Origin of the sequence: Larkinella fluvii (genome assembly GCF_051857545.1) — a bacterium.
In the GTDB taxonomy this organism is placed as follows: domain Bacteria; phylum Bacteroidota; class Bacteroidia; order Cytophagales; family Spirosomataceae; genus Larkinella.
Genome location: NZ_JBPZHB010000019.1, coordinates 1 through 13,937, shown reverse-complemented (window position 1 = coordinate 13,937; position 13,937 = coordinate 1). Strand labels below are relative to the sequence as shown.

Genomic DNA, 13,937 nt, shown 5'->3' with positions numbered 1-13,937 from the left:
TGGAGATGTGCTTCTGTTCGGATGCCTACTCTTTTGTGTACTTTGATCGAAGTCGCCGGGCGACATCGTCGGCCAGCTCGTCGCGCAGGCTATCGTAGAGTTGCCAGCGGGAGGGTGGGAAAGGGTCGGCCCGTTTAAGCAAATTGCCATTGAGTGCCCGATCATCGCCACTAAAGGTTTCCCATTCCGTAACCCAGTGACGGTTTTCCCCAAGGGGCTCCTCCCACAAGACGTTTCCTGTTTGCGTATCCACCGCCCACATCCGTAAATCCAGGCCGGCGCGGATTTCCAGCCGGTGGGTGGTCAACGTGCCACTGACTTTCTCCATGATATCGACTTTGGTGGAGTCGTTGATTTTTTTCTCGCCTACTTTATACGCCTGATTGCTGTAGATGGTGGTGGAAGAGGAGAATGTATTTTCGGCGAAAGGCAAATAACCGGTCACCTGCATCTGGACGGCCTGATGAATCGGAAAACCATCGCCTGCCTGTTCAGTGGGCAGGTAAAGCAGTACAAAAGGGGATGGTTTGGGGTTGCGTTCAACGCGTTGAAAAATAAGCTGTTGTAGTTTTCGATTCTCCTTGGTACTAATTTCTCGGGTCGGATGCAGGGGGTCGACCACGACGCGGAGGATGGCAAAAGGCAAAACCGCTTCGGATTGGGCGCGGGCCTGTCGGTAGTTGGGTACCCAGCTCAGTGCTTTCTGGTAGTGCTGGTAAGCTTCTTTGGCCGCTAAACGGTTTTCTTCGCGGAAAGTGAAAGCCTGCTCAGCAACCTGGTACCGGTCGGCCGCGGCCAATTCCCGGACTTCATTCTGCCGATCCACGTACGAAGCGGGATAGGCTGCCAGCCACTCCGCACAGGCCGGACATTGCCGAACGAAGCCGCGCCGGGCGTTATCGGTCAGGGTTTGCAGGTGGGTATATTCCTGAAAAACCGTCTCCCAGCGAAAGGAAAAGGGCTGGTTGGAATCGGTCGATGTGGCCGAAGAGAGCCGTCGGATGACGTTTTGATGCTGATTGTATGCATGTCGGAAGGCTTCTTTCAGCACCTGAGGAGCCATTTCGTAGCCCCGTTTAAAGAGCCCGCGCGGCTGATTGAGCCGCTGAGACGCTTTTTTGACTGCGAGATCGAAATTGCCCTGATGAAGAGCGGTTTTGCCACTGCTGCACGCCGTCAGCAATGGAACGAACAGGCCGAAAAACAGAACCAGGCGAACCATACCGTAAACTACATTTTTTTGCCCATTTGACCCAAGACCGGGCAATGGGTTTAGCGTTGACCCCGGGATGGGTCATTCCGTTGGATTGCTTCGCCCTGTTTTTTGCCCCGGATTTGCTATCTTGCCACTACCATCACTTCATCCCCCGGTTTCCGGTTGGGCAGCATGACGGTATCAAAATGTCCGTCGATAAAATTACGAATTTCGTTCAGGCTGGCCGCCTTGAGCCCCATTACTTTGCATCTCAATGACGATTGAACATTGGCTAACCCGCATCTTTGATCAGGCACCCGTGGCGATTGCGGTTTTGGTAGGACCAGACTACCGCCTGAAAATGGCCAACAGTACCATGTATGGAATATGGCAACTGCCGGCTGATCACGAATCCGTAATAGGTCAGCCCGTATTTGAGGCTTTTCCAAACATTGCAGGGATCGGTCTGGAAGAGCTGTTGGCCGAAGTTCGCCGGACAAAGCAACCGGTCAAAGGGGCTGAGGCTCCTTATGCCAGAGAAGACGGCCAAACGGCTTACGTTAATTTTGTCTACGCGCCTATCCATGATGAAAGTGGAAATGTTGATATCGTCGTTGTAGCGACGGAGATTACCCAACAGGTTATTGCCCGCCAACAACTACAGGAAAGTGAGGATCGCTATCGCCAGTTGGCCGAAAAGCTGGCCGATAGTAACGAGGAATTGGCGGCTATCAATGAGGAACTGGAAGAAGCCAATGGACTGCTCACCCGCTCCAACGAGAACCTTCAGCGGTTTGCCTACGTGGCCAGCCACGATTTGCAGGAGCCGTTGCGCAAGATTCAATCGTTTGGTGACATTCTCAAGGCAGAATACGCCGAAAGGTTGGGCAAGGGGGTGGATTTTCTGGATCGGATGCAGTCAGCCGCCAGTCGCATGTCGACACTGATCAAAGATCTGCTGGGGTTTTCGCGCATTTCGAACCAACGTAGTATCCATGAGCCGGTGTCGCTCAACAAAGTCGTTGGGAGTGTGCTCAATGTGCTTGATCTGGCCATTGCCGAGACCGGGGCTCAGGTGCAGGTTGAGTCGCTGCCCATGGTAACGGGGGATGTCACGCAATTGGGGCAACTGTTCCAGAATCTCATTGGCAATGCCCTGAAGTTTCACCGGCCGGGGGTGGCACCGTATATCCACATTCGTAGCCAGACCGTAGGGGCTGAAGACGTGCCGCCAACCATCAAACCCGCCCGTCGGGCACCTTCCTACCACCGCCTTGAGGTGGCTGATAATGGGATTGGTTTCGAGGGGAAGTATGTAGACCGGATCTTCCAGGTTTTTCAGCGGTTACATGGCCGGAATAATTTTAGCGGTACCGGGATTGGTCTGGCCATTTGTGAGAAGGTCGTCGTTAATCATGGGGGAGCCATCACGGCCAGGAGTCGACCGAACCAGGGCTCCACATTTATCATTTATCTTCCGGTTTAGGTTGGTGTTTTGTTGGCAAGCGACTCCGCTATTCACCGGCGGTTGCTGAGTCGTTTTCGGATGCGGCTCAGGGATTCCGGGGCTACACCAATGTAACTGGCCAACTGGTATTGGGGAATGCGCCGGATCAGGTCCGGGCGGGTTTCCAGCAGACGCAGGTAACGCTGTTCGGGCGTTGCCAGGACGTGGGCAATCATCGCCTGTTGGTAGTCCTGGAACGTACGCTCCAGAACCATTCGGGCCACCGTCTCAAGCCGGGGATGTTTTTGGAAGAGTTCCCGGGCAGACTCATCGTTGCCAACCACCAGCGTACTGTCTTCTTCGCAGACCCAATACTGCACCGCCGGTTTTACTTCTGCCGTCGTATTCAGGGAAATCACCCACTGGTCGGCACCAAAAAAGCCCAGCGTTTTTTCGTCGCCATCCACGAGGCTATACTGGCGTACCAGCCCGGCTAAGACAAAATACGTGTCAGCCGAAAACTGTCCCTCCCGCAACAAAACCGTTCCTTTGGGGTAGTCACGAACGACAGCACTGTCTGCGATCGCTGTGGCTTCGTCCCCGGAGAGGGGTAATAGGTCGGAGAAGTAGCGGACGAGTTTTTCGCGCATTGGTTTGGCGTTGGTCTGCCGGAAAACTGCGGCAATATACGCTATTTTTGACCACACCCAACCGTTCTTAACCAACGTCAATGGATGCCCAAATGGCAACCCGTAGGTTTGCATCGTCGCCTTCCCGCGTACCCGACCGCACCGGGTGGTGGACGCATCTTTCAACGGCAAACCGCTAATCAACATGAAAACCGTATGTATTCTTTGCCTGGCCCTGTGGGTCATGGCGTGTGAGGGCAATGTCAACTCGGCGCAACCCATTGCCGAATCCATGTACCTGGACATCAACAACACCAAACAGTTTGTGATGATCCGGGGGGAAAATACCAGAAACCCCGTTTTGCTTTTCCTGCATGGTGGGCCGGGCGTTTCGGAACTGGGCGGGCTTCGTAAATACAACAAAGACCTGGAAAAACACTTTACGTTGGTGTACTGGGACCAGCGGAATGCCGGTAAATCGTACAGCGAGACCTTTCCGGCATCCGAAATCAAAGTGGCCCGGTACGTGGAGGACGTCAATGTGCTGGCAGTCTATCTCAAAAACAGGCTCAAGGTAGACAAGCTATTTTTGGTGGGTCATTCGTGGGGATCCCGTCTGGGCATGTACGCCATTCAGCGCTACCCGCAGCACTTCAGCGCATTTGTCAGTACGGGGCAGGAAGTAGCGGCCGGCGAAGGCGAACTCCTTTCGTATCAATATACTCTGGCCAAAGCCAAAGAACTCAACCGAACCGAAGCCGTTGCCCAATTGGAAGCGATGGGGCCACCAGCCGGGGGCGACTTTCGCACGATGTATAGAACCGGTGACGCGTTTTCGGTGCAGAAATTCCTTTTGCTGGAACTCAATAAAGCCATTTACGACGGTTTTTCGATCGAGGATCTGTACGCCAACATTGAGTCGGACGAATACACGCCGGCCGAAAAGGCGAACTACCTGAAAGCCGTTGAGTTTACCAACACGCATATTCTGGCCGACGAAGAATACCACCATTTCGATTTCAGAAAGCAGTTCCCGGAGGTCAAAATTCCGGTGGTTTTTATCTGTGGTCAACACGATTACATCACCCCGATGCCCCTGGCCAAACAGTACTACGACCAGCTAAAAGCGCCCCGGAAAGCGTTCATCCTCTTCGAAAAATCGGGTCACGATCCGGCCTGGGAAGAAGCCCAACGTTTTAACAGTGAGCTGGTCCGTATTCATAAACTGGTGAACTAGTCACCCACCCTGGCTATTTCGCTGCTGAAATAGCGGGCTAAACCGGTTTCGCGGCTTTGGTGATCCGTTTGCGAATGAGGCTGAGCGATTCGGGCGTTACGCCGAGGAAGCTGGCCAGTTGATGCTGTGGGACGCGTTGGAGGGTCTCAAGATACCGGGTCGGCGGCTGATCGTTGCTTGACGTTGGGTAAGAAATGAGCCGTTGCCGCTTTTATGATACGGGGCCGCCACCGTGCGGTAAAATTCCTGGCCCATTTTTGCCAACCTTGCCCGCCTGTAAGTTACTTTTTTTGACATAAATGACAATGATCCTAAACCGCATAATGAAGTTTGTACTCCCGGTGTTCCTGTTTTCTAGCAGTGCCTTAGTGGCAACTGGGCAAAGTAAAGAATCGCTGGACGGTGTCGTAATTACCTCTCAAAAGGAGAAAATCCGGGTATATTCGGAAAACGGATCCGTACACGTGAATGTGCACCCGAAGGAGGTCCGCCGGTTTAAAGCCGCCGGATTGGTGCGTTACAGCAACTTCGGTGCCAGCGGCAAGGGCAAAATCGATGATTCCGACGCGATCGCTGCCACCCATGCCTTTGCCAATTTGCACGGTCTTTTGGTGAAAGCCGATGAGGGCGCAACCTACTATATGGGGGGGAAAGAGCGCAATGCGGTCATCCGAACGGATACCGATTTCGGTACGGCAGCGTTCATCATTGACGATACGGAAGTGGAAAATCGCAATGCGTCTGTTTTCACGGTTGGCTCAGACCTTAAACCGTTTAAACTGGAAACGATACCTTCGCTGAAGAGAAATCAGGAAAAAATCGATGCTTCTTTGCCGGGTCCCTGTCTGATTACGGTCACCAATTCGAACGTAAAACAATACATTCGGTTTGGGCTCAATCAAAACAAGGGATCGTCGCAAACCGATATTTTTGTGGTCGACAAACAGGGCAACGTGGATAAGAACGCTCCGATCATCTGGGATTTCGACCAGATTACGGAAATCACCGCGCTGCCCATCGATGAGAAACCGCTAAAGATTACCGGTGGACGATTCATCACCATTGCCAACAAAGCCGAATCGAAGTATACCTATTACAACCGAAACATTGCCATCCGGCGGTCCAATGTGCTGGTGGAAGGGCTGGAACACCGCATTAGGGGCGAAGAAGACCACGGCGCGCCCTATGGCGGTTTTATCAACATCGGAGACTGTTCCTATGTAACGATTAAAAACACCATCCTGACCGGACACCGGACCTACAGCACCATTGGCGCGGCCGGAAAGCCGGTCACGATGGGTACGTACGACCTTTCGGCCAATCGCGCACTGAACGTGTCTTTCGTGAACTGCAGCCAAACCAATGACATCAACGACAACCGATACTGGGGGATTCTGGGCTCTAACTTCTGCAAAAACCTGCTATATGACCAGTGTACGCTCTCCCGGTTTGATGCCCACCAGGGGGTTGCCAATGCCACCATCCGCAACTCGACCCTGGGGCATATGGGAATCAATGCCATCGGCACTGGACTCTTGCTGGTGGAGAACTGCACCATCCGCGGCAGAAGCATCGTCAATCTGCGCTCCGACTACGGGAGTACCTGGCAGGGAGAACTCGTAATTCGCAACTGTGTTTTCGTACCGGCAGATGGCAAACCCATCAGTTCGGCTCTGATCAACGGATTCAACTCCGGTCAGCATGATTTTGGCTACACCTGCTACATGCCGGAACGCATTACGATTGAAAATCTCCGGATAGAGGACTCCCGGCATCCCGATAATTACCAGGGCCCCGCCATTTTCGCCAATTTCAATCCGGAAATGACCGACCATTCCTATCAGGAGAAATTCCCCTATGTCAAAACTAAAGAGGTCATTCTCCGGAACGTGACCACTACCAGCGGAAAAGCGCTTAGGATTAGCGATAACCCGTTGATGTTCAGAGATGTAAAGTTGGACGTAGGTCGGTGACGTTTTGTGAATTCCTTACGTGGCCTTAGCGGTAGAATGCATGTTTATGAAAACTTCGTTTAAGTTGATTGAAAGCCGAAGAAGGGGCAGGAAAAGACGAGAATATGAGGTTTATTTATTGGTTGATAAAACGGAGGTTTGGTTTATATCAATTGCCTCCTTTTGTAATCGCTTGATTTTGCATTTCTGATAATTTCGTGGTAATTTTTCACAAACCCTGTTCTCATATGGATGTTTCTCGATTCATTCTTCTTGCTGTTTTCATTGCTGAGCTTTGGTTCCTTTATAGAAAGAGCCATCGTAGTGATCGCGGGCAACCTTAATAATAGATGGTTTAATTGATTCAAAGTAGTTTATCTCATAGTCTCGCCCTTCCTCCCAGGGGCATCCGGGTTTTTTTCTGATTCCTTTGGGTATGGTTCTGTTTTCGTGTCCATAACCGTGGCAATTATCTTATATCCCCAACACAACGAACCGAGACACCGCCGGCAACATCGGCATCGAATCGAAACGCTTTTTTTAAATTCTGTTTATTGCTACTGGGAGGACCACCATAGTGAAAGTTCCATCCCCAGGCCTTACCTTCCGCGCCCGCTGGGGAGGACGTCCAAAAGAATCCGAGAGTACCCAGGACTTCATAACTACCTTTTCTGCGGATACCTGCTGGAAGGGCGTTAAAACCGCTGCTGTTAGTGCCGTTACCGTTTTCATTCCAGCCTTTGACGCTTTTTAGAGCTTCACCGGCCTGGTCAGTTCCGCCAAATTGGCTTACCAGCAGAGACCATTCACTATCCGTTGGTAAATGCCAACCGCTGGGACAGGCTTTTTTCGCTGCCTCCCAGGTGTAAAGCAAGCCCAGCTCTTTTCGATTATTCTCATTGTCATCATAAGCATAGCTACCTTCAACTTTGTAGTTCAGGTTTTGTGCCATCCAGGTAACGGTTTTGCCCGTCGAAGCTTCTTTAAAGCTGATCGTTTTATACGTCTGACCATCACGCAAGTCAGTGAAGGTACCGGTAAATTGGGCAATTCCCACCTGACTAAAATACAAGGCAGCAAGTACGGTAGCGATGTATTGTTTCATCAATGTTATTTCAGGTTTAGCGTTGTCATCATAAGGCTTAACTAAAAGCATTCAGTCGTAAGAGATCTTTCCAAAAATGGACGAATTCTTTACAATCATAATTGATTAATTTTCAACTGCCTTACAACGGATTATACCCTTTTTAGGTCTACAAGATCAAACCCTTTAGCGCAATGAGACAGTCAACCTTTGTTATAGTGATCTTAACTTTATTGGTATCCTGTAATAAGAAAGACATCACACCAGAATGCGGCTGTAACAGCAAGATTTATCAGGAATTAGTTAAGGTAAAAGCCTCTTATTCAGGACATGGTACCTTCCTTTATATTGATCCTAAAAATTCCAGTCATATTGTACCGGTAAAGCTTTGTGACACTACCTTGGTTGATCCTATCTGGCAACCTTCTACCACGTACAACTTTATCCTTAGTGGCCAAAAGAAGTCGCCATGCTATATACCAGGTGTAGATAATTTTACGACTATCTACCCATTAGTCCCTACTCAGATCGTGAAAGAGTGAAAGTCCATAAAACGTGTGTTTGAAAAATGGAGGTTTTCTTTATTAAATATCAAAGAAGAACTTCTGAAGAAATTGAACTTCTACGGAGAGGGTACAGTTTCCATCAATTAGCCTTTTTTTAGTATGTATCTATTGCTTCACACCTACGATTTGACTCTTACCGCGCAACCCAAAACCACCCCATACTAAATTTTCGATATAATAAATACTGTCTCCACTAAATGATCCAGAACCTGAAACTTCGTATGATTGAGATATGATATCACCATAGGTTCGCTTAGAAATATGTGGAGTAATGATAAATTTATTTTTATTGAGAACACCAGTCCAACTATCTTGACATGTAAAACTGATTTCTGAACTAGTAGTAGACTTATCAACGATTAGCAGGAATGAATCTTTGGCAAAAAAATGATTACCTGTTGAAGGATCCATAAGATCAGTATTCATTTTAACAGCGTAAGTCCCGAAATACCGTTCAGAGATATCAGGGCCTCCGGATTTAGAGCAACTAAAAAAAAAGACGCATACAAATTCAATAAAAAAAATGAGAAGTAGATTCATAAGTTCTATTTTATATAGTGAATTTGTTTAGACTAATGTAAAAGATTCCCAACAGAGTTTGAGTTTTGTGGTGTCGAATCATAAAATAGCAAACCAGTGGGAATCTTAAGTAAACATACCATCCAGACGTGGATTTTACCGCATCTGAGTGTGGGGAAACGTGGTTTTGAAAGTAAAGTACCTCTTGGGGAAGTGGTTGAAGCCATTCTTCATCGATTGAAAACAGGATGTCAATGGCGAGAGTTACCCGTTAAACAATTCTTTTCCGGTCAGTTATTGACTTGGCAGGGCGTGTTCTACTATTTTAATAAATGGACCAAGCAGGGCTGCTGGCAACGGATGTGGATCGAACTGTTAAAAGCGAACCGACGGTATTTAGACCTTTCCTGCATGCAATAGGATGGCAGTCATACGCCCGCTAAAAATGGCGGACAATCGATTGGTTATCAGGCCAGAAAGTCAGCCAATACTACGAATTGCTTATTTTTGTCTGATAACCAAGGTGTTATGATGGCTATATCGTCACCCCAGGAGGGTAATCACCACGACCTGTTTGAAATACAAAGCTTGTTTGATGAACTGTGCCAAGTCTTAACAGCCACTGGCATTCCTTTGAAAGGGCTTTTTCTCAATGCAGACCCTGGATTTGATTCGCAAGATTTGCGTCAAAAATGCGCTGACTACGAGATAGAAACTAACATTAAACCCAATACTCGGAATGCAAAAAAGCAGCCGCAGCAAGATCACTACTTTGATGAAATGCTATATCGACGTAGAACGGTTATTGAACGGGCGAATGCTTGGTTAGATAGTTTTAAGGCACTTTTGGTTCGATTTGAATGCAAAGCGGCCAATTGGGCAGCCTTCCATTGGATCGCCTTTGCGGTCTTATTTTTACGCAAAATCAACAAAAAAGAAAAAGTCTAAACAGCTTCTATGTCACAAACTCATCTGTTGTACTGAAAATGGAACGCGGTGCGCCGTTGCGATTGATTCGAGAGATGGCAATGTGAGACTGATGAATTTAGCCCAAGAAGGCCACATGGCTGGTTAGTCTATTGTCTCGTGGAAACGGGCATATTTGAATGGTAATCCAACCTACTCCCCTCAACGACCAAAACCTAACTGGTTCTGGTAAATAGAAAATTAAGCCTAACTTTGGCTTCCATAAAAGATGGCTATCAAAGGCTCTTTTCCGATTTCCATGAGCAAACAGCATCTAGCTCAGCCTACAGATTCACCTCTAAGCCACCAGGCGGTAGAGAACACCCAAGGCCCGGACTGGTCAGACCAAAAATACCGCCGACTCTTCGAGGCTATAAACACCGGCTTTGCCCTTTGCCAAACCATTAAGGATCAAACCGGTAAAATGATCGATTGCCGATTCCTGGAGCTGAACCCGGCATTTGAGAAACTCACCGGTGTCCATCCTCAAGAGGCAGTTGGCAAAACGGCTCGGGATGTATTCCCCGCTCTTGACCCAGCGTGGTTCGACACCTACCAGCAGCTCATCGATAGCGGACAAACTATTCGCTTTGAGCGGTTCATGCCTGGATTGGACCGCTGGTTTGAAATGACGGCCTTTTTTTATGGCAATGACCAGTTTGTGGTCCATTATGACGACATCACCGCCCGTCGACAGGCCCAAGAATCCCAGCAACAAAGCAAAGTCAGCCTACAGTTGGCCCTGGATATTGCCCAACTGGGCACCTGGAGTTGGAACCTGCTGACCAATGAGGGGTATCTGGATGTACGGGGAGCGGAGCTAATCGGTCTGGCTCCGGGACATCTAGCCAACGTAGCCCAGGCACAGATGTCCAGCATTCATCCCGACGATTTGGCCCACACGGAAGCCGAGGTGATGGCGGGTATCGCCCGGGGCCTACCCTTCGGCCTGAGCTATCGGGTCATCCATCCGGACCAAAGCGTCCACCATATTCGCTCCCGTTTCCATGTGGTAACCGACCCGAAGGGACGCCCCGTGGAACTGATGGGGACAAATCTGGATATAACAGCTGAATATGAGCTGACGACAGCGCTACGCCAAAACCAGGAGAAACAGGCATTTTTACTCGCCCTGAGTGATGCGCTGCAGGCCTTAGCGGATCCGATTGAGATCCAAACGACGTCCGTCCGGTTGCTGGAGCAATACCTTGGCAATACCCAGATTCAGTTTATACCAATGACCGGGCAGGAAGTGATCATTCACGCGGTCCATGGCAGCCATCAACCACTCCGGATGGATACCTTTCGCTCAATGACCTTGGGCGTAAAATCACTTGTTTCCGACCGAGGGGGTCAGGTGCAGGTAGTTGCCGATGTGGCCATTGATCCCGTCCATACACTGGCCGAACGAGCGGAACTGCAAGCCGCTCAGATTGGAGCCTATATCACCGTTCCTCTGGTTAAGAAACAGCAGTGGGTTGCCACGCTGACGATACTTAGTATCCAGGCCCGCTCCTGGACTTTGTCGGAGGTTGAATTGATCCAGGAAACGGCGGAACGTACCTGGACGGTCCTGGAACGGTCCCGCACCGAGACCACCCTGGCCCAAAGAGAGGAGCAGCTTCGGCAGTTGTTGGCGAATTTGGAAAGTCAGGTGCAACAGCGCACGGAGGAGCTGGCTGCGGCTAACCACGAATTGGCGATCAATAACCAAGCCTTAGCCGAATCCAATGGCTTGTTGGTTCGCTCGAATGCCAACCTACAAACCTTTGCCTTCATTGCCAGCCACGATTTGCAAGAGCCTCTACGCAAGATTCAGCAGTTTGGTGATCTCTTAAAAACGTGTTTAACAGACCCCACTGTTGAGGCACTGATGTATCTGGAGCGGATGCAAATATCGGCCTCTCGGATGTCGACGCTGATTCGGGACCTGCTGAATTACTCCCGTATTTCCACCCTTCGGGACCAAAGTGCTCCCGTCTCTCTCCAAACCATTGTTGCCACCGTGCTCAATACATTAGACTGGACGATTCAGCAAACAGAAGCTCAGATTCAAGTGGGGCCGTTGCCTATGTTACCAGGCGATGCCGCCCAGCTAGGCCAGTTGTTCCAGAACCTGTTGAGTAATGCCCTTAAGTTTGTTAAGCCCGGCGTTGATCCAAGGATTCAGATCCTGTCGAGTTGGGTGTTAGCAAGTGATTTACCAAAGGGGGTTACGCCCCTCCGACCGGTCAGCGGCTATTATCGGATTGACGTAGTGGACAACGGGATTGGTTTTGAGGAGAAGTATCTGGATCGCATTTTCCAGGTCTTTCAGCGCTTGCATGACAAAAGCAAGTTTGCCGGCACTGGTATCGGGCTGGCGATTTGTGAGAAGGTGGTGACCAATCATGGGGGGGCTATTACAGCCTCAAGTCAGTCCGGTCAGGGAGCCACTTTTAGCGTTTTCTTACCAAGCTACGAGTAATGAATTAACCGGTGTCTTTTGGTATTTCGGTCGATCGGGCCTTATTAGGATGCACTTTTTTAAGGACTACTCTCAACAAACGATCATATATAAAACTGCTAATTCAGCCTAATTAAAGTATTTTATAAAAGGTCAATAGATAATAATTGAAGGTATTTTGAAATTAGACATTAAGTTATTTATACCTAGGTTTTCTTTCGATTCCAATATTCCGGCAACGTCTCAAGCAGGTCGCACATCATAGCCGACGATTTGCCCCCGGAAAAACTAAATACTATCAGCCTGCTGTCGAAGCCCATCAAACGTGGGATTAAAAAAGTGACTTTAGCTAACTTCTTATATCTCAATAGTGAATATTAACCCGGTTAATCATTCAAAGAACGGAAAACGGTAGTTGTTTGACCGGGATTAATTGACTCGTTTCAATTGAATCGGGAAGAATGAATATCAGGATACCCGGCCAATGTGACCGGGCATCCTAAAACTATTAAGTACCCCTTACCCCTTCACTTCGCTGGCAATGCGCCGTTCATCCGCCCGGCCATAGTATTTTACGAAACGGGTTGAGCTGTGGCCGAGCATGGCCGCAACGGCTTCTTCACTGGCATTTAACGCATTCAGGAGAATATCCGTAAGTGTTTTCCTGCCGATCTTTACACTCAAGTTGATCCTGATCTCGGCCAGGTACTGAACTTGCTTGAGATAGTCGTTGTATTTGTCGTTACTAATTTTGGGCAGATTCTCTACGCCTGCGTATTTCTCAATCAATATTTTGGCTTTAGGGTGCAAGGGCACGCATTGAATCCGTTCCCCGAAGAAATCGCTGTCGGTGTATTTTACCCGCGCCTTCATCAGCCATTCCCGACCGTCGATCCCGTCGACGATCTCATTTGCTTTCAGCGTTTGCACGTCATCGTAATGCAGACCCGTATAGCAGGAGAATAAAAACAGATCAACAATTCGTTGAAGATTGGGTCGCCAAGCAAACGTCTCCAACGTTGTTAATTCCTTTTTCGCCAAGTGGTTCGTGTTCACTTTTTCCCGCTTCTTAAATTTGAAACTGAGTAGGGGGTCAATTTTAGGATCTCCCGACTGGCCGCGTTGCTGGTAATATTTTTGAGTACATAGATATTGCGGGAGATGTAGGGATGGCTGCAATTGCGTTCTCTCATAAACCGTACAAAATCATGGGCAATTGATAGAGAGATGCGAAAAGCCTGCATCTTATTTATTTTCCGGTCCTCAATGAAGGCTCGGACATTTCCGATGCGTGTCAGGTAACTGCGTAGGGTTTCCGGATTGCGATAGATCAAACGGCAATCCTTTTCAAATAAGTCCACGATATCGGAGAAGTAGAAAATGACTTTGTCTTTTTGCAAATACAGAGCCGCCAGCTCATGTGAGCTCAATTCATTGTCTTGCAAAAAGAGTCGGGTGATATCAGACTTGATTTGATCCAGGCGCATGTTATTATCGCAACTTGCCAGACTATCGCCCAGTATGCGCTGAGCCTTCTGATCCCATTGGTCTACCGGCACTTTTATGAAAGTCGAGAACAAGGTAGCATGAATGCCATTGACGGTGATGCGGCAGTAAATGGCGGTAGAATTAGGTCGGCGCTTGAATAAAACGTGCATTTTTTGCGCGAGAGCATAACATAATTGGATTAAGTGGAAGATTTTAGAAAAAATCCCCGATTTAACAATTATGTTGTTTGTATGAAAAAATGACAATAGGGTGTACCCAGATTTATTGGATCAATACCAAAAGTTGTGGATCATCTTGGTTTAAGCATATAACTGAGTTAGTCTGTAAAGGAAAAATTCCACATTTCTTACCCCTCTGAACTGGGCCCGGAACGCTTTGATTTTGGCA

General features: G+C 48.8%; 12 protein-coding genes and 1 pseudogene. 6 read left to right on the top strand and 7 right to left on the bottom strand.

The genetic code is table 11. The annotated features are described in order from the left end of the window. Positions 1-25 precede the first annotated feature (25 nt). The gene (locus ACS5NO_RS31805; RefSeq protein ID WP_439418834.1) at positions 26-1,222 is read right to left on the bottom strand and encodes a hypothetical protein; all 1,197 of its coding nucleotides are present in this window, start codon (positions 1,220-1,222) and stop codon (positions 26-28) included. 116 nt (positions 1,223-1,338) lie between these two features. Further along, positions 1,339-1,470: a hypothetical protein gene (locus ACS5NO_RS31800; RefSeq protein WP_439418833.1), complete on the bottom strand. Its 132-nt coding sequence runs from the start codon at positions 1,468-1,470 to the stop codon at positions 1,339-1,341. Here ACS5NO_RS31800 and ACS5NO_RS31795 point away from each other — a divergent pair. Then, positions 1,470-2,681, top strand: coding sequence for a sensor histidine kinase (locus ACS5NO_RS31795; protein ID WP_439418832.1), 1,212 nt, complete (start codon positions 1,470-1,472; stop codon positions 2,679-2,681). The two genes, ACS5NO_RS31800 and ACS5NO_RS31795, sit on opposite strands and share 1 nt — an antisense overlap. A gap of 32 nt (positions 2,682-2,713) precedes the next feature. Here the strand turns inward: ACS5NO_RS31795 and ACS5NO_RS31790 are convergent, their stop codons facing one another. Continuing rightward, complete coding sequence (locus ACS5NO_RS31790) at positions 2,714-3,478, bottom strand: Crp/Fnr family transcriptional regulator (RefSeq protein WP_439418831.1); 765 nt, start codon at positions 3,476-3,478, stop codon at positions 2,714-2,716. On the opposite strand from ACS5NO_RS31790, the gene ACS5NO_RS31785 reads away from it, so the two are divergent. Together ACS5NO_RS31785 and ACS5NO_RS31780 are read left to right on the top strand one after the other, a co-directional pair. Then, positions 3,477-4,508 (top strand): alpha/beta fold hydrolase, encoded by a 1,032-nt coding sequence (locus ACS5NO_RS31785; protein ID WP_439418830.1) that lies wholly within the window; start codon positions 3,477-3,479, stop codon positions 4,506-4,508. The two genes, ACS5NO_RS31790 and ACS5NO_RS31785, sit on opposite strands and share 2 nt — an antisense overlap. Before the next feature lie 323 nt (positions 4,509-4,831). Beyond that, complete coding sequence (locus tag ACS5NO_RS31780; protein ID WP_439418829.1) at positions 4,832-6,481, top strand: hypothetical protein; 1,650 nt, start codon at positions 4,832-4,834, stop codon at positions 6,479-6,481. Positions 6,482-6,929: 448 nt separating this feature from the next. On the opposite strand, the gene ACS5NO_RS31775 is transcribed toward ACS5NO_RS31780, so the two are convergent. Next, the gene (locus ACS5NO_RS31775) at positions 6,930-7,616 is read right to left on the bottom strand and encodes an FISUMP domain-containing protein (protein WP_439418828.1); all 687 of its coding nucleotides are present in this window, start codon (positions 7,614-7,616) and stop codon (positions 6,930-6,932) included. 599 nt (positions 7,617-8,215) lie between these two features. Then, positions 8,216-8,650: a hypothetical protein gene (locus tag ACS5NO_RS31770; protein WP_439418827.1), complete on the bottom strand. Its 435-nt coding sequence runs from the start codon at positions 8,648-8,650 to the stop codon at positions 8,216-8,218. A gap of 96 nt (positions 8,651-8,746) precedes the next feature. On the opposite strand from ACS5NO_RS31770, the gene ACS5NO_RS31765 reads away from it, so the two are divergent. The 3 genes and pseudogenes from ACS5NO_RS31765 (at position 8,747) to ACS5NO_RS31755 (ending at position 12,062) form a co-directional block, all read left to right on the top strand. After that, positions 8,747-9,049 (top strand): transposase, encoded by a 303-nt coding sequence (locus tag ACS5NO_RS31765; protein WP_439415918.1) that lies wholly within the window; start codon positions 8,747-8,749, stop codon positions 9,047-9,049. 24 nt (positions 9,050-9,073) lie between these two features. Beyond that, a pseudogene (locus tag ACS5NO_RS31760) lies at positions 9,074-9,577 on the top strand (transposase); the annotation flags it as partial. A 247-nt stretch (positions 9,578-9,824) separates the two neighbouring features. Beyond that, a complete protein-coding gene (locus tag ACS5NO_RS31755; protein WP_439418826.1) occupies positions 9,825-12,062 on the top strand; it encodes a PAS domain-containing sensor histidine kinase in 2,238 nt (745 codons plus the stop codon). Positions 12,063-12,560: 498 nt separating this feature from the next. On the opposite strand, the gene ACS5NO_RS31750 is transcribed toward ACS5NO_RS31755, so the two are convergent. Then, complete coding sequence (locus ACS5NO_RS31750; protein WP_439418825.1) at positions 12,561-13,058, bottom strand: site-specific integrase; 498 nt, start codon at positions 13,056-13,058, stop codon at positions 12,561-12,563. Positions 13,059-13,093: 35 nt separating this feature from the next. After that, complete coding sequence (locus ACS5NO_RS31745; RefSeq protein ID WP_439418824.1) at positions 13,094-13,699, bottom strand: phage integrase SAM-like domain-containing protein; 606 nt, start codon at positions 13,697-13,699, stop codon at positions 13,094-13,096. Positions 13,700-13,937: the final 238 nt, after the last annotated feature.

What these genes read in the sequence shown, in the direction of transcription:
- ACS5NO_RS31790 (WP_439418831.1), bottom strand. Translation starts at nt 3,478, where the DNA reads ATGTTGATTAGCGGTTTGCCGTTGAAAGATGCGTCCACCACCCGGTGC.
- ACS5NO_RS31785 (WP_439418830.1), top strand. Translation starts at nt 3,477, where the DNA reads ATGAAAACCGTATGTATTCTTTGCCTGGCCCTGTGGGTCATGGCGTGT.
- ACS5NO_RS31770 (WP_439418827.1), bottom strand. Translation starts at nt 8,650, where the DNA reads ATGAATCTACTTCTCATTTTTTTTATTGAATTTGTATGCGTCTTTTTT.
- ACS5NO_RS31775 (WP_439418828.1), bottom strand. Translation starts at nt 7,616, where the DNA reads ATGCTTTTAGTTAAGCCTTATGATGACAACGCTAAACCTGAAATAACA.
- ACS5NO_RS31755 (WP_439418826.1), top strand. Translation starts at nt 9,825, where the DNA reads ATGGCTATCAAAGGCTCTTTTCCGATTTCCATGAGCAAACAGCATCTA.
- ACS5NO_RS31745 (WP_439418824.1), bottom strand. Translation starts at nt 13,699, where the DNA reads ATGCACGTTTTATTCAAGCGCCGACCTAATTCTACCGCCATTTACTGC.
- ACS5NO_RS31805 (WP_439418834.1), bottom strand. Translation starts at nt 1,222, where the DNA reads ATGGTTCGCCTGGTTCTGTTTTTCGGCCTGTTCGTTCCATTGCTGACG.
- ACS5NO_RS31780 (WP_439418829.1), top strand. Translation starts at nt 4,832, where the DNA reads ATGAAGTTTGTACTCCCGGTGTTCCTGTTTTCTAGCAGTGCCTTAGTG.
- ACS5NO_RS31795 (WP_439418832.1), top strand. Translation starts at nt 1,470, where the DNA reads ATGACGATTGAACATTGGCTAACCCGCATCTTTGATCAGGCACCCGTG.